The 21890-nt window shown below is 48.3% G+C and carries 18 protein-coding genes and 1 tRNA gene; 12 read left to right on the top strand and 7 right to left on the bottom strand.

All coding sequences use genetic code 11. From position 1 onward, the window contains the following. Positions 1-39 precede the first annotated feature (39 nt). Positions 40-1032 (top strand): FAD:protein FMN transferase, encoded by a 993-nt coding sequence (locus tag AC4IE7_RS05150; RefSeq protein WP_490775741.1) that lies wholly within the window; start codon positions 40-42, stop codon positions 1030-1032. 326 nt (positions 1033-1358) lie between these two features. On the opposite strand, the gene tgt is transcribed toward AC4IE7_RS05150, so the two are convergent. Both tgt and queA read right to left on the bottom strand, forming a co-directional pair. After that, a complete protein-coding gene (gene tgt, locus AC4IE7_RS05145; RefSeq protein ID WP_490775740.1) occupies positions 1359-2459 on the bottom strand; it encodes a tRNA guanosine(34) transglycosylase Tgt in 1101 nt (366 codons plus the stop codon). 293 nt (positions 2460-2752) lie between these two features. After that, positions 2753-3781, bottom strand: a complete 1029-nt coding sequence (gene queA, locus AC4IE7_RS05140; RefSeq protein WP_490775739.1) for a tRNA preQ1(34) S-adenosylmethionine ribosyltransferase-isomerase QueA — start codon at positions 3779-3781, stop codon at positions 2753-2755. Positions 3782-4086: 305 nt separating this feature from the next. Here queA and AC4IE7_RS05135 point away from each other — a divergent pair, with 305 nt between their 5' ends. The 7 genes from AC4IE7_RS05135 (at position 4087) to AC4IE7_RS05105 (ending at position 12564) form a co-directional block, all read left to right on the top strand. Then, positions 4087-4956 (top strand): alpha/beta hydrolase, encoded by an 870-nt coding sequence (locus tag AC4IE7_RS05135; protein WP_490775738.1) that lies wholly within the window; start codon positions 4087-4089, stop codon positions 4954-4956. A 22-nt stretch (positions 4957-4978) separates the two neighbouring features. Next, positions 4979-7225 carry an EAL domain-containing protein gene (locus AC4IE7_RS05130; RefSeq protein ID WP_490775737.1) on the top strand — a complete coding sequence of 749 codons (2247 nt, stop codon included), beginning with the start codon at positions 4979-4981 and terminating at the stop codon, positions 7223-7225. Between the two features lie 115 nt (positions 7226-7340). Further along, a tRNA-Leu gene (locus AC4IE7_RS05125) sits at positions 7341-7427 on the top strand. Positions 7428-7780: 353 nt separating this feature from the next. Next, positions 7781-8527, top strand: a complete 747-nt coding sequence (locus tag AC4IE7_RS05120; protein ID WP_490775736.1) for a hypothetical protein — start codon at positions 7781-7783, stop codon at positions 8525-8527. 24 nt (positions 8528-8551) lie between these two features. Continuing rightward, positions 8552-10561, top strand: coding sequence for a vWA domain-containing protein (locus AC4IE7_RS05115; protein WP_490775735.1), 2010 nt, complete (start codon positions 8552-8554; stop codon positions 10559-10561). An 18-nt stretch (positions 10562-10579) separates the two neighbouring features. Further along, positions 10580-11353, top strand: a complete 774-nt coding sequence (locus AC4IE7_RS05110) for an ABC transporter ATP-binding protein (protein ID WP_490775734.1) — start codon at positions 10580-10582, stop codon at positions 11351-11353. Beyond that, positions 11353-12564, top strand: a complete 1212-nt coding sequence (locus tag AC4IE7_RS05105) for an ABC transporter permease (protein WP_490775733.1) — start codon at positions 11353-11355, stop codon at positions 12562-12564. Before AC4IE7_RS05110 ends, AC4IE7_RS05105 begins: the two co-directional genes overlap by 1 nt. A 160-nt stretch (positions 12565-12724) precedes the next feature. Here AC4IE7_RS05105 and AC4IE7_RS05100 read toward each other — a convergent pair whose 3' ends face one another. The 3 genes from AC4IE7_RS05100 to AC4IE7_RS05090 form a co-directional block, all read right to left on the bottom strand. Beyond that, positions 12725-13198, bottom strand: coding sequence for a VPLPA-CTERM sorting domain-containing protein (locus AC4IE7_RS05100; RefSeq protein WP_490775732.1), 474 nt, complete (start codon positions 13196-13198; stop codon positions 12725-12727). 206 nt (positions 13199-13404) lie between these two features. Beyond that, complete coding sequence (locus AC4IE7_RS05095; RefSeq protein ID WP_490775731.1) at positions 13405-15717, bottom strand: AAA family ATPase; 2313 nt, start codon at positions 15715-15717, stop codon at positions 13405-13407. Positions 15718-15888: 171 nt separating this feature from the next. Further along, on the bottom strand, positions 15889-17145 hold the full coding sequence (locus AC4IE7_RS05090; protein ID WP_490775730.1) for a putative Ig domain-containing protein: 1257 nt from the start codon (positions 17143-17145) through the stop codon (positions 15889-15891). Between the two features lie 425 nt (positions 17146-17570). Between AC4IE7_RS05090 and AC4IE7_RS05085 the strand changes: the two genes are divergently transcribed. Genes AC4IE7_RS05085 through asd form a run of 4 tightly spaced genes read left to right on the top strand, consistent with a single transcriptional unit; the run spans position 17571 to position 21100 of the window. Then, complete coding sequence (locus tag AC4IE7_RS05085) at positions 17571-18758, top strand: pyridoxal-phosphate-dependent aminotransferase family protein (protein WP_490775729.1); 1188 nt, start codon at positions 17571-17573, stop codon at positions 18756-18758. Next, complete coding sequence (locus tag AC4IE7_RS05080; protein ID WP_490775728.1) at positions 18755-19579, top strand: sulfurtransferase; 825 nt, start codon at positions 18755-18757, stop codon at positions 19577-19579. The genes AC4IE7_RS05085 and AC4IE7_RS05080 overlap by 4 nt, the downstream gene beginning before the upstream one ends. Next, positions 19576-20163, top strand: a complete 588-nt coding sequence (locus tag AC4IE7_RS05075; RefSeq protein ID WP_490775727.1) for a hypothetical protein — start codon at positions 19576-19578, stop codon at positions 20161-20163. Before AC4IE7_RS05080 ends, AC4IE7_RS05075 begins: the two co-directional genes overlap by 4 nt. 34 nt (positions 20164-20197) lie before the next feature. Next, positions 20198-21100, top strand: coding sequence for an archaetidylserine decarboxylase (gene asd, locus AC4IE7_RS05070; protein WP_490775726.1), 903 nt, complete (start codon positions 20198-20200; stop codon positions 21098-21100). A gap of 235 nt (positions 21101-21335) precedes the next feature. Here the strand turns inward: asd and AC4IE7_RS05065 are convergent, their stop codons facing one another. Further along, positions 21336-21461, bottom strand: a complete 126-nt coding sequence (locus AC4IE7_RS05065; protein WP_490775725.1) for a hypothetical protein — start codon at positions 21459-21461, stop codon at positions 21336-21338. Between the two features lie 214 nt (positions 21462-21675). Next, the coding region (locus tag AC4IE7_RS05060) for a hypothetical protein (protein WP_490775724.1) at positions 21676-21890 on the bottom strand (215 nt) is incomplete at its 5' end.

The raw sequence follows: 21890 nt of genomic DNA, 5'->3' as shown, positions 1-21890 counted from the left end.
AAGGCGGTCAGGACCAGCTAAAAGCAGGTAAATCTACCCATGTTATGGACAAGCATGGGTAGAGTTACCCTATCCCTGATGCTACTCATCCCCTCCCTTTTGTCTGCCGAATGGGTCAGTGACACGGCCAACATCATGGGCACAAAAATAGCGGTGGAGCTATGGCATAAAGATCGGCAGATGGGTGAACTTGCGGTAACGGCTGTGATGGATGAGTTCAGACGCCTGGATGAAAAACTCAGTCCTTACAAAGAGAGCAGTGAACTCTCTCTGCTCAACCGCATGGCAGCTGAAGGGGCTGTCTCTATTTCGGGAGAACTGTTTCATCTTCTCGAAGAGTCACAGAAATATGCTGAATTGACTGAGGGTGCATTCGATATCACTTTCGCCTCCATCGGCCACCAATATGACTACCGAAAAGGCAAAAAACCGAGCCAGGAGATCACCACTCAAACTCTGCCATTGATCGACTATCGACATATTCAACTCAAGCCAGAAGAGCAGAGCGTGATGTTCCGTAAGAGCGGTGTACGTATCGACCTGGGCGGTATCGCGAAAGGTTATGCTGTCGATAAAGGTATTGAACTGCTGCGTGAAAGAGGGATAGAACACGCCTTGATCAGTGCAGGTGGTGATAGCAGGTTGATCGGTGACCATCAGGGAAGACCCTGGCATATCGGCATTCAGGCACCAAGAAATCGTGATGCGATGGCAGCTGTGCTTCCCCTCTCGGATAGCGCCATCTCAACATCAGGTGACTATGAACGATTCTTCGAAGCCGAAGGGATCAGATACCATCACATCATCACACCCAAGACGGGAAGCTCTGCAAGAGAGGTTCAGAGCGTCACCATTCTCGGGCCAAATGCCACACGCACTGATGCTCTGTCGACCAGCATATTTGTATTGGGTGCTAAAGCAGGGATGGCGATGGTCAATCGTCTAGATGATATCGAAGCGGTAATCATCGACAATCAGGGTCAACTTCTCTCATCAGACGGCCTCGAGAGTCTTGCTCAAGAGCGCAAATAGTCCCATCGTGATTACTGGATAAGAAAAGCGTTACACCTTTGAACCTAAAAAGATCAGTTGGGCAGCGTGAAGTGTGCGTTTGTGGTGGTGCAGGGCAAGGGTCACTCTTGCACATCCCTGCGCCCGCGACACTTGTGCGTCCCTGCACGGCGCGCAACGACGCGGAATAGCCCGCTATTCTAAGGAGTTGCAACGCCGCCATGCGCCGCCACAAGCGTGCAATTCATGCTGTAGCGTGATTCACCCAACAGGTGACCATGTGCATCGAAGCTATTTTCTACAAAATCAGGAACCTGCTATTAGAATGGAGCGGTCAACTGATTTTTTTAGGTTGAACTACGCATCTCATAGAATGCCTTGCGGAATTCCATAAGTGTCTGGCTCTCTATCGCTGCTCGCAGATCACGCATCAGTTTCTGATAGTAGTAGAGATTGTGGATGGTATTAAGCCGTGCACCTAGAATCTCATTGCACTTGTCCAGATGACGCAGGTAGGCGCGGCTGTAGTTGCGACAGGTATAACAATCACATAGTGGGTCGACTGGTGAGTCGTCATACTGATGGGCTGCGTGGCGAATGCGTACCGCCCCCTGATGGGTAAACAGATGACCATTTCGCGCATTCCGGGTCGGCATTACACAATCAAACATATCAATGCCCCGAATCACTGACTCAACAATATCCTCCGGCGTCCCTACCCCCATCAGATAGTGCGGCTTATCAGCTGGCAATCGGCTACTGAGGTGATCCAGTACTCTCCATCGATCAGCTGCTGGTTCACCTACTGACAGGCCACCTACAGCATAACCATCGAACCCGATATCTACGAGCCCCTCGAGAGAGGTCTCACGCAAAGATTCGTACATACCGCCCTGAACAATGCCGAACAGCGCGGAGGGATTGTCACCATGCGCTTCCCGACTGCGCTTGGCCCAACGTAGTGAGAGTTGCATCGATTTACGTGCCTCATCTTCAGTCGCTGGATAGGGCGTGCACTCATCGAAAATCATAACGATGTCAGATCCGAGAGCCCGCTGAACCTGCATCGACTCCTCCGGCCCCATAAATACCTTGCTACCGTCGATGGGTGAACGAAAATGCACCCCCTCCTCAGTAATCTTCCGCATATCACCCAGGCTGAATACCTGAAAGCCCCCGGAATCGGTGAGGATCGGTTTTTGCCAATGCATAAAGTCGTGCAGGTCACCGTGAGCCTGTATCACACCAGTGCCTGGCCTGAGCATCAGATGAAAGGTATTTCCCAGAACAATTTCAGCGCCTAAGTCGACAATCTCCTCCGGCGTCATCGCCTTGACGGTGCCATAGGTACCCACAGGCATGAATGCTGGTGTCTCTATGGTACCCCGCTGAAAATTCAGACGTCCGCGACGAGCGGCGCCATCCCTCTGAAAAACATCAAATTTCATAACCAAACTGAACCTGGAAAACTGTTTTTTACAGTGACTATGATACACATCGTCACCCGTAGAAGCTGAATTGTTACTTTCTGTGAACTAATGTTAGGGATTTCCCTAATAATTCTTGACAAAGCATCTTCATATATTAGAAAATGTTTATGTGCTGATCATCTTGTATCGGCACACACTCCTCCATCCTCCTTTGGTGGAATACTTCAGCGCGGCACCCCTGCCGCGCTTTTTTTTGCCTGTAAATCAGGGATCTGCTATTAGAATGGAGTGGTCAACTGATTTTATTAGGGTTACTTACCCGGTGTCAGAAACATAGCATCGCCATAGCTAAAAAAGCGATATCCCTGGGCAACAGCATGTTGATAGGCCTGCATAATGCGCTCATAGCCGGAAAAGGCAGATACCAACATCAACAGGGTCGACTGAGGCAGATGAAAGTTGGTGATCATCGCATCCACCGTCTGAAACTCAAATCCCGGTCGGATAAACAGGCGGGTATCACCTTTGAATGGCTTCAAACTTCCACCTTGTGAGGCTGACTCAAGCGTACGCACACTTGTTGTGCCAACAGCAATGACTCGACCATTTTGACGCTTGGTTTCAGCAATTTGCTCACAAACCGCTTCATCAATCTCGGCATACTCCCTATGCATCACATGTTGATCAAGATTTGAGACTCTGACCGGCTGGAATGTTCCAGCCCCCACATGCAGCGTCACCCTGGCCTGTTTCACACCTTTTTCAGTCAACTGATCAAGCATCGATGGGGTAAAATGCAGGCCTGCAGTTGGCGCAGCAACAGCCCCGATCTTCTCTGCATAGACTGTCTGGTAGCGGGTCTCATCCACCGCCTCGTCCGATCGTGTTATATATGGCGGTAACGGCATCTTCCCTTGCTGTTCCATGAGCTGATAAAAATCGTCATCCACCGCCCGTAATAGAAAAAACTCGCCATCTCTACCTTCGACTTCAACCGCCGCTTGAGACTCTCCCAACAGTAGCTGGCTGCCGACTTTGGGGGACTTACTGGCCCGCACCTGTGCCAGAGCTTTAGCGGGTTCAACTACCCGTTCAATCAATACCTCAACCCGTCCTCCACTCTCTTTTTGCCCATGAAGCCTGGCTTTCATGACCCGAGTATCATTAAAGATCAATAGATCACCGGACGATAAAAGCTTGGGTAGGTCTGAGAACATTAAATCCTGAGGCTCGGCATAATCTGGCAGCAGGCCCAATAGTCGACTTAAGCCGCGTTCCTCTGGAGGGTACTGGGCAATAAGTTCTTCCGGCAGTAAGTAATCGAAGTCTGACAATTTCATAGGGCGCGGATGTTAGCACGAGCTGCTCACAAGGTGTATCAGATAACACCTCACAGGCATGCTGAATTATTAGGGAGCCTCCGTATAAATCCGGGCCGATAACATTGTCGCACAATAGGTTAATTTAAGGTGCAGATCGGTTAGTCCTGCTTGATCTGACATGGCATCAGATGCAACATCCCATAGATATTCAGAACCGATTAATAGTAAGGTATCCGATAAAGCAATCTACTTGTCCAGTCATCTGTATTACTAAATCTGTTTTTATTTCAAGTTTGAAGCGTGAGAATAGCTGGAGGTTAAGGATGTTTAGCTTAGTGCGGGTTACTCGCTCTCTATCACTATTCAAACTGGTATTAGCCAGTCTGCTTATGCTATCCCTGCCTTGCCAAGGGAAAACTATCCAGCAACGTATGCCAAATGGTTTACTCGCCTCAGCGGAGTACTTGGACTCTGGTAATGATGAGTCACCAATACTTATCTTGCATGGCTTTTTGCAAACCAGAGATTTTTTTACCGTTCGACGAATTGCAGATGCACTGCACGATGATGGGCATACCGTTCTACTGCCCAACCTATCACTGGGCATCGAGCAACGCAGTCAAAGTCTGGCCTGTGAAGCGATTCATAGCCACAATATGGAACTGGACCGGGATGAAGTTGCAATATGGGTAAACTGGTTATCCCAACGTACATCTAAACCGGTAACTTTAATTGGTCACAGTATTGGCAGCCTTACCCTACTGGCCTATCTTCACGCCAATTCGCCTAACAACAATATCAAGCAGAGTATCCTTGTAAGTCTGATTGCCTTTGCCCAAGGCCCTATTGCCAAAGAAAACTCAGCGGAGAAGAAGCGTGCCGAAAAGGATCTTGACGTTGATAAGCGCGGCATTCATAACTATAAACTGGCCTTTTGCGATATCTACCCGACCCGCCCCGACCACTACCTCTCTTATCTCAGGTGGGATCAGACCCTCGTCACTGAGGCACTGCTTGGATTAAGCAAAAAACCGAGTATTATTCTAGGAAGCAAAGACAACAGGCTCAGCCCAGAATGGAAGCCACTGCTAAATCAAATCAAAGCCAATGTAGTTGAGATAGAGGATGCCAATCATTTTTTCGACCATGCACATGAATTCGATTTATTCGAAGCAATTATTGAGTTGCTTTGACCGGCAGTAGATCGTAAAAACCATGGATATAAGAATCAGACCGGTTTCACTGACTCTCTTTACGACTATCTTCATTGCACTCTTCTTGATTCTGCTGTTCAGCCTGGGTCGCCTCACATATCTGGAAGTGGATAAGCTGAATAGCAGTTTCCAATTCGCCAATCAACAGCAAGCTGATAATGAGGTCGATGCGGCAATTGAAGAATCACTGAAGATCATCAGCAAAAAAACGGAACAGCTGGCAAAATGGGAAGAGCTCACCCAACAGCTTCTGGATCCCACCTACTATACCTATTGGTATCGCCATAGAGCAAAAGACAACCGATTTCTCTCTGAATATATCCTGGATCTGGCGCTCTACGATAGCAATGGGGATGTATTGTCACATATCAACACTTCACTGTTACCTGACCATATCGAGCCGATCCAGAATGGTCAATATATTTACATCAGTGAATATGAACCTTTCGTGACAGCTATTAAACCCATCAAGAACAAAAACTCCGAACAGATACTGGGTTACATAGCCACGCTTAACAGACTCATACCAATCGTTGTAACACGACACTTCAGCTGGGTTGATCAAGCAACCCTCAGCGTTAAAACAGAACAGGCTGACCGCATAACCACTGAAGCATTTAAAAACCACCTGCACTACCAGCTTATCAGCGCTCCATATACGCAAGCAGTTCAATCTGAAATGACAGATTTTCTACTCAGACTTGCAACAATAACCGCTATTTTGACCCTTCTTATCTTTCCCTTGGCCGCTTGGATGATCAGCAGACCAATCATGAAGATAACAGAGCACCTCAACCAACTGAAAAGCCATCCCTACGATCCGGTGGTTTTCAATAACCATGATCAGCTGTTGATTACAGAGCTGGACAATATTCGTGAGTCACTCAACAGTTATCATAATCAACTCAACCAGGTTAACACTTCACTGGATCAGAAAACTCAGGAACTGCAAAACCTGACCCATCAGGATTCTCTAACCGGTGTAATGAACCGAAGCGCCTTCGATGATTTTTGGCAGGAAGTCTGCCATCTATTTAAAAACAGCAACAGTCAAACCTGTCTGATCATCTTTGATATCAACCACTTCAAAGCACTCAATGACACTTATGGACATCAGGCGGGAGATGCCGTACTGATCGCCATCTCCAGCCTCATCAATAATATATTGCGTAACAGACAGCAACTATTCCGGCTAGGCGGAGATGAATTCGCAACCGTTTTAATCGGCTGCAACCATCGCAAAGCGATGCAACTTGCAAAACAGTGCCATATTGCCATTTCAAACTACCCATTTGAAAAGCACGGCATCATGGAGCCTGTGCGCATGAGTATCGGGGTAGCACATACCGCTCCTGGTGATGATTCGAGCCTGGACTCCCTCCAATGGCAAGCAGATGTAGCAGTCCATTTTGCAAAGCGGCCTGGATATTCAAATATTGTCAGCTTCTCTGCTGAACTGGCAAAACATGCACAGGGACTCTATTCAAATCGCACCCATAGTGTTGTTTTTGAAGCGATCTCCAACGGCAATGGTCTGGTTCTGCACTATCAACCCATTGTTGACCTTGATAACAACAAGCCGGAGTACTACGAAGTACTGATGCGGATTATGCATGACGGGCAATTGATCATGCCCTCACATATCTTTCCTCTGGTGGAAGCGAGAAGACTCGAACACGATATGGATCGCCAGATTATCCGTAAAATCATCGCCGATTTGGAAGCTCGTAAAATCCCACCGGGTACAGGTGTCTCAATAAATCTCTCAGCACCTTCGATTGTCGATAGTGAACTACCCAACTGGCTTGAAGAGTTCGTGCCCTTCATGAGCGATTACAAGCTTCTGATTGAAGTCACCGAAACAGCTCTTATCACCCAACTTGAAACAGCACGGAAAAATCTCAAAAGACTGAGGTCAATGGGATTCCGCGTCGCCCTGGACGACTTTGGCAGTGGTTACTCCTCTCTGAGATATCTAGGTGCCATGCCAGTGGATGTTGTAAAATTTGATATCACACTCACTCAACTGATCGAAAACGAAGATGCCAATCCCATTCTCAATCACTTAGCCCAGATGATCACTGAATCCGGGTATATTTTGGTCGCTGAGGGGATTGAATCTGAAACAGCTGCAGAGCAGTTGAAGCAGCTCGGATTCCACTATGGCCAGGGCTTCTATTTTGGCAAACCATCCGCCTCGTTGAGTCAAAGAGCAGATGATAATAGCCCTGTAAATTTTTCTGCATAATCCCAAAAATCGAGGTATACTGTGCGGCTTTCCGGCCTCACGGGTTGGAATCGATGGTCCTGAGGGGCGAGTTGATTCAGCCTGTACGGTCAGTAAAGTTGGAAGTCTGATAAATGCCAGAGTGATGAAATTGGTAGACATGACGGATTCAAAATCCGTTGCCTTCACGGGCGTGCCGGTTCGAGTCCGGCCTCTGGTACCAATTCTTATCAGCTGAGCGGAAAACCCGCCATAGACAACTGCCCAGATCTAATAATCTCCCTCAAGCTCATCTGTTTTATCTATCGAGTAGATTTTAATCTCCTCTTCTGTTGAAATGTAACGTTAGAGCTCTGACTGAACTAGGGCCATCAAATAACCAGGGAACGCTGATTAACTTCTGGGTCGTCTATTTGGTGAGATGAAATATTACAGATCGAGATGAATAAGCGCAGCCGATGATAGCCTGCTATTGAACAGCTTTTCGCCCCAGAACTGTGATCTTTCAGCCACCGCTGACCGATTCACAAATTAAGCAGATATTCCCCAGATAGATTACAAATTTTTTCTGGTGGTATGACCAACTCCGATTCCAGACTGACCGACGATTTCTCCGATAGTGTAGAGATCACTAATACCTCTGGCCGCTTCAGGGTAGCCCTTGAGGTTGCTGTCGCGGCACTGATTTTGGTTGGTATCTACTTCTTATTTGCCCCCGAAGAGACCATCGAACTGGAACCTCCCATTCAGGAGAGCCAGATTGATCCTGTAATTCGAGGGCAAATAGAAGCCGCTAAAGAGAGTGAGCAGGTGCCTCAAGTCAGCAGCTCCCCGGTGGAGACCGAAAAAGTACCAGAGTCAGAAGAGCAGCATGAAGAAGTTGGAGATACGATTGTCTCACAGGCTGAGCCTGTGGCTGCGGTTAAGCAATCGCAAGAGAGCGAAACCGCACGGGAAATGATCTCCAAGCTGCGCAGTGGGGAGCTTGCGCTCAGCCCCACTGAACTGCTCGAGAAATCAGAGCTGTATGCTCAGCAGGGACGTCATACAGATACCTACCTGTTACTCTTCTACGCTGCGCGAGAGGGAGATGGCCAAGCGGCCTTTGCACTTGCCAGCCTATACGATCCAGACCACTTTAAAGAGGGTAACGTGCTATTGGAGAAAGCTGATATTTTTCAAGCACACAAATGGTACAGGGAAGCAGCTAAGCAACAGATCGTCGGGGCACAGGAACGACTCGATAAGCTGCGAAGAAGAAGTGAGCAGCAGGCGAAGTCAGGAGACCCTTCCGCTCAACGTCTGTTGTTGAACTGGCAATAAACCACAATTTTCAGGATCACTCCGATGAAATGGCTTAAATCGGCCCCCTTCATTATCGCAGCGATTATGTTCGCCGCACCGGCAGCTTCGGTCCCTCAGGATCGTCCACTCCTGATGGAAGGAAAACAATCCCTCTATCAACGGGTATTGAGTAAACCCGGTGCGCACCTGTTCGATCAAATCCAACAGGGCAGTGGTTCCCCTTCTATACCGTTCAGTGTCTACTACGTCTATGCCCGCAAGCAACAGAACGGCTCCAGTTGGCTCAAAGTCGGGCTGAACCGGCATGGTACGATCGAAGGCTGGTTACCTGAAGTCGATACCATACCTTGGAATCAAGGACTTACTGTCGCATTCCGAGATCCTCTGGGCAGCGACAGAGTGTTACTCTTCAATGATAAGACCGAACTGAAACAGCTGATTGATAATCAGGATAAAAGCAGATACAGACAACTCTATGCCGCTGCGGAGGCTGGCAAACTGGAAACAGATTCACCTGTGGTTGCCATTCAGCCCAGAACTCATATCGATATCCTCAAGGATTTCTATCTGGTACCCATTCGTGACCATGAGGATATCTATATCGGCAGTGAACAGGCCCGAATGCTGCAAATCTCCAGCGTTCCCTTGCAGCCGTTGCAAACCGCTAAAGATAATGACTCCCCTGCGGCGCCAAAGGCTGAATCTAACAACCGCTCATTTCGCTCAGCAGTGGTATTTGTTATCGACTCGACCCTCTCAATGGATCCCTATATCGACCGTACCCGTGAAGCAGTACGCAAGATATATGACACCATAACCAAAGAGGATTTGACTGGTGATGTCAGCTTTGGACTGGTGGCCTTTCGGGACAATCCCCAAGTGGCACCAGGCCTTGACTACCTTACTCAAACCTATGTCGACCTGGAACATGGCCAGGATGCTGACAGCTTTTTTTCTCAAGTCTCCACCCTGAAAGCGGCCACGGTCTCAAGCAGGGATTTCAAAGAAGACAGTTTTGCCGGGGTTAACGAAGCGATCGCGGGCATCAACTGGGAAGATCAGGACGCCCGCTATGTTGTGTTGATCACCGACGCTGGCCCCAGGGAGTCGGGTGACCCCCTCTCAGGCACCGGCTTGTCCAGCACTGCGTTGAGGAGCCTGGCTCAAAATAAAGGCATTGCATTGTCAGTACTGCACCTACTCACCCCCAGCATAATGTCGGACCATACCAAAGCCGAAGAGACCTACCGCGACCTCTCTTACTACCCAGGTATCGGTAGTTTCTATTTTGGCGTTGAAACGGGTAACGTCGAACGCTTTGGGCGTGTTTTGGACGCCCTCTCCCAACAGATCACTGAGCAGGTTAAGCTGGCTGCCATGGCAGCGGCAGGAAAAGTTCTCGCAGAAGAGCGCCAGGCCAGGGAAGCTACAAAGAAACCTGATGAATCATCAGATCAGCTGGCTCAGTTTCAGGCAAAAGTCGCGAAGCTGGGATATGCCCTGAGAATGCGCTACCTGCAAAAGGATGAAAAACAGCAGATGCCCAATATCTTCAATGCCTGGCTGGTGGATAGAGATATTCAGGATCCGCAGCGCCAGACATTGGATGTCAGGGTTCTTCTTACTCGTGACCAACTCAGCGACCTGCATGCCATTATGAAACAGGTGCTACTTACCGCTGAAGAGGGACTCCTCTCACCACGCAGCTTTTTAAATGACCTGAAGAGTCTGGCCGCAACAATTGCCCGTGATCCTGATCAGCTGGGCAGCACAACCCGGGCGACAGGTGCAAGGGAAGGCAATCTTGCAGATATGGGCTTCATGCGAGAATACATTGAGGATCTACCCTATACCGGTGAAGTCATGAGCCTCTCACTGGAAAATTGGCAGGATTGGACAGCCAAGGATCAAATCGCTTTTATTAACCGACTGGAAGAGAAGATCAATTACTACCAAGTACTACATGACCATACCGATCTCTGGGTTTCACTGGATGGGGGCCCCATCACGGGTGACTCGGTATTTCCAATCGGCCTCGAATTGCTGCCTTAACACAAACACGACATTAAAATGACTAACCCTGAAGCTCAAGCAGGAGCGAGCCTGACAGGTGATCGTGTCCTTATATACCACTTACGCGATGTTGTGAAAACTCGCGAAGCCGAGGGCACTGGCTTCCGCTTACGCGTACCTAGCCTGCAGATCGCCTTAGGTGAAAAGATCGCTTTGATCGGTGAAAGTGGCTGTGGAAAAAGCACACTGCTCGACATGCTATCTATGATTCTGCGCCCGAGTGAGATTGGATCGTTCCGCTTTCGTCCTGAACAGGGTGCCGAGCCAGTAGATATCTCCACACTTTGGAAGAAGAAACAACTCAATCAATTGGGGGATCTGCGTCGTCTGCGTATCGGATATGTGATGCAAACCGGCGGACTTCTCCCCTACCTCACTGTGCGGGAGAACATCAATCTATCCCGGCGATTGCTTGATATGCCGGATGATAGGCTGGTAGAAGAACTCACTAAAGATCTGGGCATCAGACAGCACCTCGACAAACTACCTTACAAACTCTCAGTAGGAGAGCGGCAGCGGGTCGCCATAGGCAGGGCCTTGGCCCACCGACCATCAATTGTAATAGCCGATGAACCCACGGCATCTCTCGACCCAATTGCAGCTGAGCGCATCATGTCTCTTTTTATAGAGTTGGTAGATGAACTCCATATCACTGTAATCCTGGCCAGTCATGCCTGGCGTCATATCAATCGGCTTGGGCTACGACATCTGGAGCACCATACGGAACGAAAAGAGGATGGCTCCATGACTGAAACAGTGGTAAGTGGCTGATGCGTCATCGTTTGAAAGATATTGTCTGGCTGGCTAGCCGGGACTACCGCAATGAGTGGCAGATGTCTTCCTTCTTCATACTTGCACTCGCTGCTGTGCTCGGCCCGATGATGATTCTTTTCGCCCTCAAGTTTGGAATTGTGGGTAGCATGCTCGATAACCTGATCGAAGACCCCCGCAATCGGGAAATTCGACCGATCGGTAGCGGGCGTTACGATCAAGCCTGGTTTGAGCAATTGAGGGATAGATCAGAGGTTAAATTCATAGTCCCTCGTACGAGAGCCATTGCAGCCACCATAGACCTTAAGAGCGAAACTTCAAAACGGATTGTCTCGGTGGAGATGATACCTACCGGCGAAGGAGATCCTCTACTGAAAGATCGGAATACGCCGAAAACATCAACAGAGTTAGTGCTCTCAAGTCATGCTGCTAAAAAGCTGAATATTGAAGCAGGTGACGAAATCGCTGGCAGTCTGGCTCGCAGATTTCAAGGGCGTAGTGAAAGGGTTCACCTAAAACTCACAGTTGTAGATATTGCTGATACCAGCAGTTTTGCACGTGATGGAGCCTTCGCCCCACTTGCCCTGGTCGAAAGTGCAGAGGATTTTCGCGACGGACGCTCAGTTCCTGAATTTGGATGGCAAGGCAGCGAGGCCAATACAAGTAACAGAAAATACCCCAGTTTCAGGCTATACACCGACTCAATCTACAATGTCAGTCGCATCAGTGATGCGCTCGAAAGGTTGGATATAGAGGTTAGTACCCGAGCAGCAGATATCGAGATTGTACGCAGCATGGATCGCAATTTGAGTCTGGTATTTTGGTTAATTGCGATAATTGGTCTTGCGGGATTTTCCTTTTCCCTCGGTGCCAGTCTATGGGCCAACGTGGATCGCAAGCGTAAGGAGTTGAGTGTGCTACGCCTGGTTGGTTTTCGCACAGCTGAAATTGTCTGGTTCCCGGTCTTTCAATCACTATTTACAGCCGTTCTTGGCTGGGCTTTTGCCTCTTTGATCTACCTGGGAGTGAGCATAACAATCAACCGTATCTTTGCGGCTCAACTTAATAACAACGAACAAGTCTGTCAGCTCTTGCCAGAACACTTCCTCATTGCTCTGTTGCTCACAGTGGTTTCATCTGTAGTTGCGGCATCTCTTGCCGGTTTCAGGGCGTCCCATATAGAACCATCTGAAGGTTTACGGGAAATATAGTAAAGCCTGAGGGACTGCTGAACAACACACTACCGATTCACACTGAGGTAGAGTAGCTGCTTAAGGTAAAAGAGGATCACTTTCTCAAGCTCGAAAAAAAACCACGGAAGAGATAACCTTCCATGGCTTTTCATACGAAATTATAAATTCGTAATATTTCTTAGACTTTACGTCTTCTACTGAAGGAGACAAATCCCAGCAGCGCAGAACCAAACAGCCAAGCAGCTGCTGGCAGTGGTACTGCACTCATGGTTAAGTCATAATCTGAATTGAGTGTGGTATCAATAGAATTAAGCGCAAAACCGGAGATGGTAAAAATGTACTCTCCCGCTCCCAGACTCAGAGTTTCAGAAAATGTGGTTCCCAGATGATACTGTTCGTTGGTATTGATATTAGTCAGCAACAGATCATCCTGAAACATGCCTTGATGTGTGCCTGTAATATTGATATCCAGTGAAGCGGAATCAACAGTCAGACTATAGGAATCAAGAAAATTCCCGACTGGCTGGGGAGTACTGAAGCTATCCCCAAGATCAGAAAAGGTACCTGCATCGTAAGATGCAGCCTGTGCGCCGACTGTAGAAAATGCCAGGAAGGCAACCAGTGCGACTGAACGTATAAGCAACTTCTTCATTATCTTCATCCTTAAAAGATTGTTGTAGAAAGATACAATCTTTGCCTGATTGTACCTGCACAATCGAAACTACCATTTATAAATCATGGGAACAATACATAATATCCCATATATTGAACTGCTTTTTATAATTAACCCATTCAAACCAGTAGTGACATCCGAGAAGCAGGGGCTCTCACAAACATACCGATTTATTTAAACATCAATTAATTTGGAAACAGGATTAATTCAACCCGTCTTTTTTTTGCAGATTCATCACGTTTCAAGATCGCCTGCTCATCTTCTGCTGTACCTATTGCAGTCACATGCAAACGTTCTCCGGATATGCCACGCTTGGTTAAGAACTGTTTTACCTCATCAGCCCGTTTTAATGAGAGACGATAGTTGTAACTGCTATCTCCCTGACTGTCTGCATAGCCGATGATACGGAGAAAAGTCTCAGTTTTGGTCAACATTTTATATTGAACAGACTTCAATAACGTTACATATTCAGTTGGAATAGAGGATTTGTTAAAAGCAAAAAATACCGCATAGCGTGTTGCCAAATTTATATTTATGATGGTGTCTATATCTGAAAATTCTGTGCGCAACTCCAGCTCGCCTAAACTCTGATCATCAGCGATTTTTGACTGATCGATGGATGCTTGATCTCCAATCAGAGGTTTGACTTCTGCCTCAGCAGATAGATCAACACCAGAACCTTCCTGGTCAGAAGGCATTTTAGATAGTTCCGAATTAGGGTATCCAGCCACCACACCATCAATACGATCTGCAAAGACACTAAAATAGTTATCAATCTGTTTTGAATAAAAAGCGTAGGTCAGCATAACCAGTAGACCGATGCCTACCCATGCAACCACATGAAAGATAGAATTCCTGAGCCGAGTTGGGCGAGGTTTAAACTTATGCACCTCGGAGTTTTCAGCTGCTACAACCTCTGGGCAACCCTCAACCCACATAGAAGGCATACTCAGATTCTCTTCAACAACAATTGTGTTATTCGGTTTTTTCGCTGGCCAGGCTGATTGATTCTTACGTCTATCACTATTACTTTTTAAGTTGCTTTGATGGCTATCGGAACCCTTCTGGTTCTCACTAGACATCCACCAAACCCCACCCCAACTATGCTCATCATCCAGTGAGGGCATCTTCTTGTCACTGTGGGTCGACTTGATTTCTGTCACCCTTGACTTACTTTTCCTTTGCGTAGTCGAAATGAGAGAATCCATATCCACAGATTCAAGTTTATTATTCCAAATATCCTCAGCGCTTGGCAGTGGTTGATTTAAGGCTTCATCCTCAGCAAATAATTCAACCTCATCTTCTGTAGAAGATCGATTATTCTGTGGCTCAGTTGCGTGCTCTTCTTTCTGAGTAGAATGAGGCTCTCTTTTTATTACCGTTAAATCGCTATCCCAGTCACTCCAATCAGAGTCAGGTAAATCCCAAGCCTCTTCGAAATCCTGATCAGATGCATCGATTGCAGTGAGCAGATTCTCAGTAATAAAGTTAGTATTGGCAATTTCCTCTTTACGTTTCTCTATTTCAGCTTCATCAAAAAACTGTTCCTGAAGTGGCTTATTTTCGAAAATATCATGCACTGCTGCTTTCTGATATGCGACTTGTTGAACTTCTACCTGCTGATCTTTATCCTGCTGGTATCTTTGAACAAAATCTTCAAAAGATTCATTGTCTGGCAAAGTGATACGCCGCTCTTCCACTAACTCTTCAATAATCTCCAAGGCATCTTCATCACTCAGCTCATGCTTCTCTTCCAAAGATGCGAAAAGCAATATTCGACTCATTAGATGATTGATCTTTCTTGGTACACCCTGTGCTGCCTGGTGGATCAGCAAAAATACATTTTCATCAATATGGGGGTCATCCTGCCAGCCAACCACACTCAATCGATGTGTTATATATTCACGGGTCTGCTCATCTGACATAGGCTTAATCTGACAGGTTGCTATAAGCCTTTGCTGTATGTGTTCCATATCTGGGCCGAGCACGAGTTCCCTTAATTCATCATGCCCGATCAGAACTATTTGAAGTAGCGAGCTGTTACCCATCTGCAGGTTCGAAAGCAGACGCAACTCTTCAAGCCCGTTCATTGAAAGATTCTGAGCTTCATCAAGAAAAAGAATGGAACGTTTCCCCTGCTCATGCAATTCAGAGAGGTGCTTATTTATACAGGTCAGCAGAGTGGCTTTATTGTATGACTCAGCAGGTAAGCCATACTCCAGAGCAACCTTTCTCAATAACTCTTCGGCTTGAAGTTGGCTGGTGACCAGATTCAGGGCATTGAATCTGCTAGCGTCAATCTCAGAAATGACATCTCTGACCAGAGTTGTTTTACCTGAGCCGGGTTGTCCGGTAATCATCACAAAGCCTTCGCTCTGCTGTAAAGCGTAGGCTAGGTATGCGGATGCTCTAAGATAGTTTCTGTGGGCATAGCGGAACTTTTCGTCCGCACTCAATCGAAATGGCGTATCCTTGAATCCAAAATACGACTCATACATATTCGTCGTAGTCCCTCACATGGTCCGTCATTCAGCTTTCCCTGATTTAATGATACAGCTTTAAATCGAAAAACCCTACCACAAAAAAAAATCCTGAGAATGGTATTTACCATTTCTCAGGATCGCTGTGTTCAGAAAGTAGAGCTTGCTAACTTAATAACAGTATCCCTGTTAATTAACGACACTTTTCTGAACTGTATTCGAAAGATCACTTGCGTTACCCGTCCGGTCATATGCAGCGATGGCTACATAGTAGTCCCCCAGGTCCAGGTTATCAATGGTGTGACTATTCAGGTCACCCTGCCCAAGATCGACATGCATCTGTAAATTGTTCGGCGTTGTACCGATATAGATATGATAACCATTAATTTCAGACAGATTCAATGAGGAACCATCCGTACGGGTAGTCGGTGCAGTCCATCTAAGTGACATGGAACCGGTTGTTGCTGCTACTACAACACTGTTGACGCGAATAGTGAATGCCGACAGGTTCGTAGTGTCAGTACCATCGCTTACACTGATCCGAATATTGTTATAGTCCCCAACATCCTGTGCTGAAGGTGTGCCACTCAAGGTACCGTTGCTGTGATTAAAGCTCGCCCAAGCAGGTAGATTCGTGATAGAAAAAGTCAGCGTGTCATTATCGGCATCGTCAGCGACTGGGGAAAAGTTGTAAGCAATCCCTGCATCGACTGCGGCGGCGGGATTTCCACTGATTGTAGGCGCCTGGTTAGCAGCAGCTTGTGCTTCAGTACAAACTTCATTCGACAGTGGGTGTACAGCGGCATCTGTATAGCGAGACTCGATAATGAAGCAATGAGCTTCGGCCAAGTCCAATCCACGAATGGTGGCAGTGGTCGACATGGTACGGTCTGTGCCCATGTCCAGCCCATCAATGATTATGTCGTATCCTCCCACAGGGGTATCGAAATCATGAGTCCAGTTTAGAACAATGTTATCAGCGGAAATAGTTGCTGAGTTCAGTTGAGCTGCGCCTACTGCTGGCGTAGTTGTTGCTGGCTCCTCAGGTGCAGGCTCTTCCGGCGCTGGATCAACACTATCAGCAGGAGGCGTGGTATCTGTACTCTCTCCAGGCGCTGGGTCAGCTGGCTTAGTCGGCTCAGTAGGCTGAGTAGGCTGAGTCGGATTAGTTGGCGTAACCGGATCACTTGGCTTAGTAGGCTCCGGCGCTGGTGGTGCAGTCGGTGGCGTTACTGGAGTCTGCTCATCACTACTCTCATCACCGGTTGGTGCATCTCCGGAATTTTGATCTGTACCAGGATCTTGTGTTTCACCACCACTGGAAACAGCAGTCTCATCTTCAGTGTTGCCAGCTGTCTCATTTGATTCTGGATCACTGCTTCCACCACATGCGCTAAGGACCAGACTTAGTGCAAAAGCTGATAATATGAGTTGTAACGATTTCATTCATGTGGCCTCAATGACGCGATGGCACATAGAGTAAGGGAATATTACCGTTATCCTGAGGAACTGGATCACATAAATGAACGACACTCTTCTCAGAATTGAAAGCCGTTTTTTAAGCTAAAAAAACCAAGTAAATTCATGTAGATATAAAGCTCCGCAAGTTTTATTGAACAAGGATCATATTGTCAGCCTGCCTGGCCTTTCAAAGCGGCTAAAACCAACCAAACGACTCGGAATTAAATCGCGAAAAATATAATGGGAACTAGATCAAATCGTCACATCAGGCGTCAGGAATCGCCCTCCCCATCATTACCCTATAGCTCGTCAGGCTGTAACTGCTTGATGCAGAATCGGCTCGACACTTATACTCAGCATCCGGAATTAATGACTTTGTCTCATACCCTCTAACAATAAGGCAGTTCTTCATGACTACTCCAAGCTTTAACCCCCCTGTCCGCACCTTGATGGGCCCTGGCCCCTCAGACGTCCATCCCCGAATTCTGGAAGCCTTGTCACGTCCCACAATTGGCCATCTGGACCCTCTATTCGTAGAGATGATGGAACAGACAAAGGCGCTGCTGCAGTATGCCTTCCAGACCGAAAATGCACTGACCATGCCTGTCTCTGCGCCAGGTTCAGCCGGCATGGAGACCTGTTTCGTCAATCTGGTAGAACCCGGAGATAAGGTTATCGTTTGTCAGAACGGCGTTTTTGGCGGACGTATGAAGGAGAATGTCGAGCGTTGTGGTGGCACGCCTATCATGGTTGAAGATGAATGGGGCACGGCTGTCAGCCTGGAAAAAGTAGAAGCCGCATTACAATCGAACAGCGACGCAAAAATAGTGGCGTTTGTCCACGCCGAGACCTCCACAGGCGCAAGATCCGATGCTAAGGAACTGGTGGAACTGGCTCATCGTCACGACTGCCTGACCATCGTCGACGCAGTCACATCCCTGGGAGGGAGCGAGCTTAAAGTCGATGAATGGGGAATTGACAGCATCTATTCAGGAACACAGAAGTGCCTCTCCTGTGCCCCCGGTATCTCACCCATCAGTTTCAACGAACGCGCCCTGGAGAAAGTCAGAAACCGAAAGCAGAAGGTACAAAGCTGGTTTCTCGACCTGAACCTGGTCATGGGCTATTGGGGCAGCGGTCAAAAGCGCGCCTATCACCACACCGCACCAGTGAATGGTCTCTATGGTCTACATGAAGCGCTCTGCATACTGCAGGCAGAAGGGCTGGAAAATTCCTGGGCACGCCATATCAAAATGCACAATGCGCTTAAAGCAGGTCTCGAAGCCATGGGGCTCGATTTCATCGTTGATGAAGCCCACCGCCTACCGCAATTGAACGCCGTATCCATTCCCCAGGGCGTTGATGATGCATCAGTACGCAGCCGCTTACTCAATGAGTACAACCTGGAAGTGGGTGCTGGGCTTGGCGCTCTGGCAGGTAAAGTTTGGCGCATCGGCCTGATGGGCCATAGCGCAAGAGCTGAGAACATCCTGCTCTGTGTCAGCTCCCTTGAGGCAGTATTAAGTGAGATGAATGCACCGATCAATAGAGGCGTTGCACTGGCTGCAGTACAAAAATCGCTCTCATCAGCAAGTTGAATCCGCAACTTCCACTTCTGCTGGAACCGGAGGTTTTGAGTGCCTGTTTGAGCGAACAGGCAGAAAACCTGCGTGTGGTGGATCTTTGTAAAGATAGTACCTACCGGGAACTGCATATCCCAGGTTCGGTACATCTTGCCTACTCGGCCATCACCCTCTCTGACCACCCTACTCATGGACTGTTACCGGATCCAGAACAGCTGCAGCAGCTCTTTTCCGAACATGGTATCGGCAACGACACCCATGTTGTCGCCTATGATGATGAAGGGGGTGGCAATGCATCGCGCCTGCTATGGACACTGCATGCCATGGGACATAAGCACTACTCGCTATTGAATGGCGGTCTGCATGCATGGGCCAATGAGGGCAACTCCTGTAGCAGGGAGGTCACCACACCTTCACCCACCAACTACCAAGTAGCACCGGATCACCGGGTGGTGGCGACTACCGACTATATTCTCGAAAGAGTGGAATCACCGGAGCTGGCATTATGGGATGCTAGAAGCATCAATGAATTCAGAGGCATCTCCCGCTTTTCTCAATATCCAGGGCATATTCCTGGTGCGGTCAACCTGGACTGGCTGGAAGTAATGGATCGACAACGGAATCTCCGCCTGAAACCTGAAACAACATTAAGAGCGATGCTCTCTGAGCTGGGCATAACCCCAGACAAAGAGGTCATTACCTATTGTCAGACACACCATCGCTCATCCCTGACCTGGTTCGTGCTTCAATATCTCGGATTTGAGCGTTGCAGAGGCTATCCAGGATCATGGTCTGACTGGGGCAACCGGGATGACACACCAAAAGTCACCACATGAGACGACCCTCATCATCACAACGCCGGTTTGTTATTCTGAGCCTGGCCCTGTTAACTTTCGGCCTCGCCTACTATGCGGGTATCTCACATAAAACCAGCCGTGACACCCCCAAAATCAGCGGTATCACCATATCCCCCCCTACCCCTGTCCCCACATTCAAGCTGCAGGATCAATCCAAAGAGCCATTTGAAAACCATCGATTGCTCGACCATTGGAGCCTGCTGATGCTGGATCCTAGTGGGAGATCTCAACCCACACCCGCCTTCACCCGACTGTTGAAGGTTCACAATCGCATCGCAACACACCCTGAGTTACAGCAAAAGGCACACTATCTCTATCTGCCAAAATCCAAAGAAGCGGCTCTGGATAGCACCATTTCTCAACTCAGTGGCAATATATTTGGATTGCAGGGATCCCCTACGCAGATAGAAGAGGCCTTTAACAAATTTGGTGTCGATCTCAACAGTTCAGAGCCTGTACTCTACTTAATCGGTCCCGAAGGTCACTTGCACGCCCTATTTACCGATGGTGTGGATGCAGCTACTATCGCCAGGGATTTAATCCAGATATTAACCTCTACCTGAAGCCACGGATTCAGGTTCAACCCAGTAGTCAAAAATGAATCAAACCGAATCCAAACAAAAAGAGTTTCCACAAAGGTTTCTTGAAGGTCTGTTCGTGACCCTCCAGTACTTGCTTCCCCACCACCTGCTGTCCCGTTTGATGCATAGTCTGACCCGGATCGAAACTAAGTCAGTTAAGGACCTGCTGATAAGACGCGCAATTGACTGGTACAAAGTTGATATGCAGGAAGCAATCGAAAGTGACCCCACCCGCTACCGCAGTTTCAACGATTTTTTCACTCGTGCCTTGCAACCGGATGCCCGACCAGTCACTCAGCTGGCCAATGAAATTGCCAGCCCCGCAGATGGCACCCTCAGCCAGGCTGGTGACATTGAAGCAGGTTACCTGTTTCAGGCCAAGGGACACGATTACTCGCTGTTCGAACTGCTGGGGGGCGACCTGGAGATGACCAGGTTGTTTGATGAGGGGCACTTCGCCACCATCTACCTCTCCCCCAGAGACTACCATCGTCTGCATATGCCCCTGGGTGGAAAACTGAAAAAAATGGTGCATGTACCTGGACGTCTGTTTAGCGTTAACGAGACAACATGTCGAAAAGTACCCCGACTTTTCGCCCGCAACGAGCGGGTTATCTGCCTCTTCGAAACAGCGGCTGGGCCAATGGCAATGATCCTGGTGGGCGCCATATTTGTCTCCAGCATCGAAACTGTATGGGCAGGCACAGTCACACCCAGCCAGTTGAGAGTCTCAAGCTGGAACTATGAACCTCTGCAGCAACCTACCACGGTGGAGTTGGATAAAGGAGAAGAGATGGGACGATTCAACATGGGTTCCACAGTGATCCTGCTATTTGGTAAAGACGCAGTGGAGTGGTTCGAAGATTTCACCCCTGGAACGCCCGTTCAGATGGGCAGCGGGATCGGAAATCTAACCTGACCAATGGGTAACCTCAACAAAACCTACTCATCTCAATAAGATTAATACTGAACAACGCTGCTCGAACTGTAGGGTGGGGCCATGCCCCACCATTTAAAGCAAAAAGCAGTATCAATCAGCCTTTTTTTACAATCAAAATCTTCTAGCTCGGTAGCCTGGATGGAGCACAGCGGAATCCGGGATGGTTGGTACGCTGTTCTCCCCGGATTCCGTTACACTCCATGCAGGCTACGGACTAGGCAGTAGCCTGCCAGCTCTCAGCAAGTAGTGGCTGCAGAGCATCAGCCGCATCCTGAGGAGTAACATTACCAACCCCTGCAGGCACTTCGAAAATTGCCACCACCCTCACCAGTTGATCCATTTGACTTCTCGGTGGGGCATGGCCCCACCCTACGCCAATATGGACAAGTAGGGTGGGGCCATGCCCCACCATTGAAGGTAAAAAGCAGTATCAATCGGCCTTTTTTACAATCAAAAACCTTCTAGCTCGGTAGCCGGGATGGAGCACAGCGGAATCCGGGATGGTTGGTACTCTGTTCCCCCCGGATTCCGTTACACTCCATCCAGGCTACGGACTAGGCAGTAACCTGCCAGCTCTCAGCAAGTAGTGGCTGCAGAGCATCAGCCGCATCCTGTGGAGTAACATTACCAACCCCTACAGGCACTTCGAAACTTGCCACCGCCCTCACCAGTTGATCCATTTGACTTCTCGGTGGGGCATGGCCCCACCCTACGCCAATACGGACTGGTTGGGTGGGGCCATGCCCCACCTGAACAACGCTGCTCGAAC

This window comes from Candidatus Thiodiazotropha sp. AKAK3, from assembly GCF_058244645.1.
This window is presented reverse-complemented; position numbering and strand designations above follow the sequence as displayed.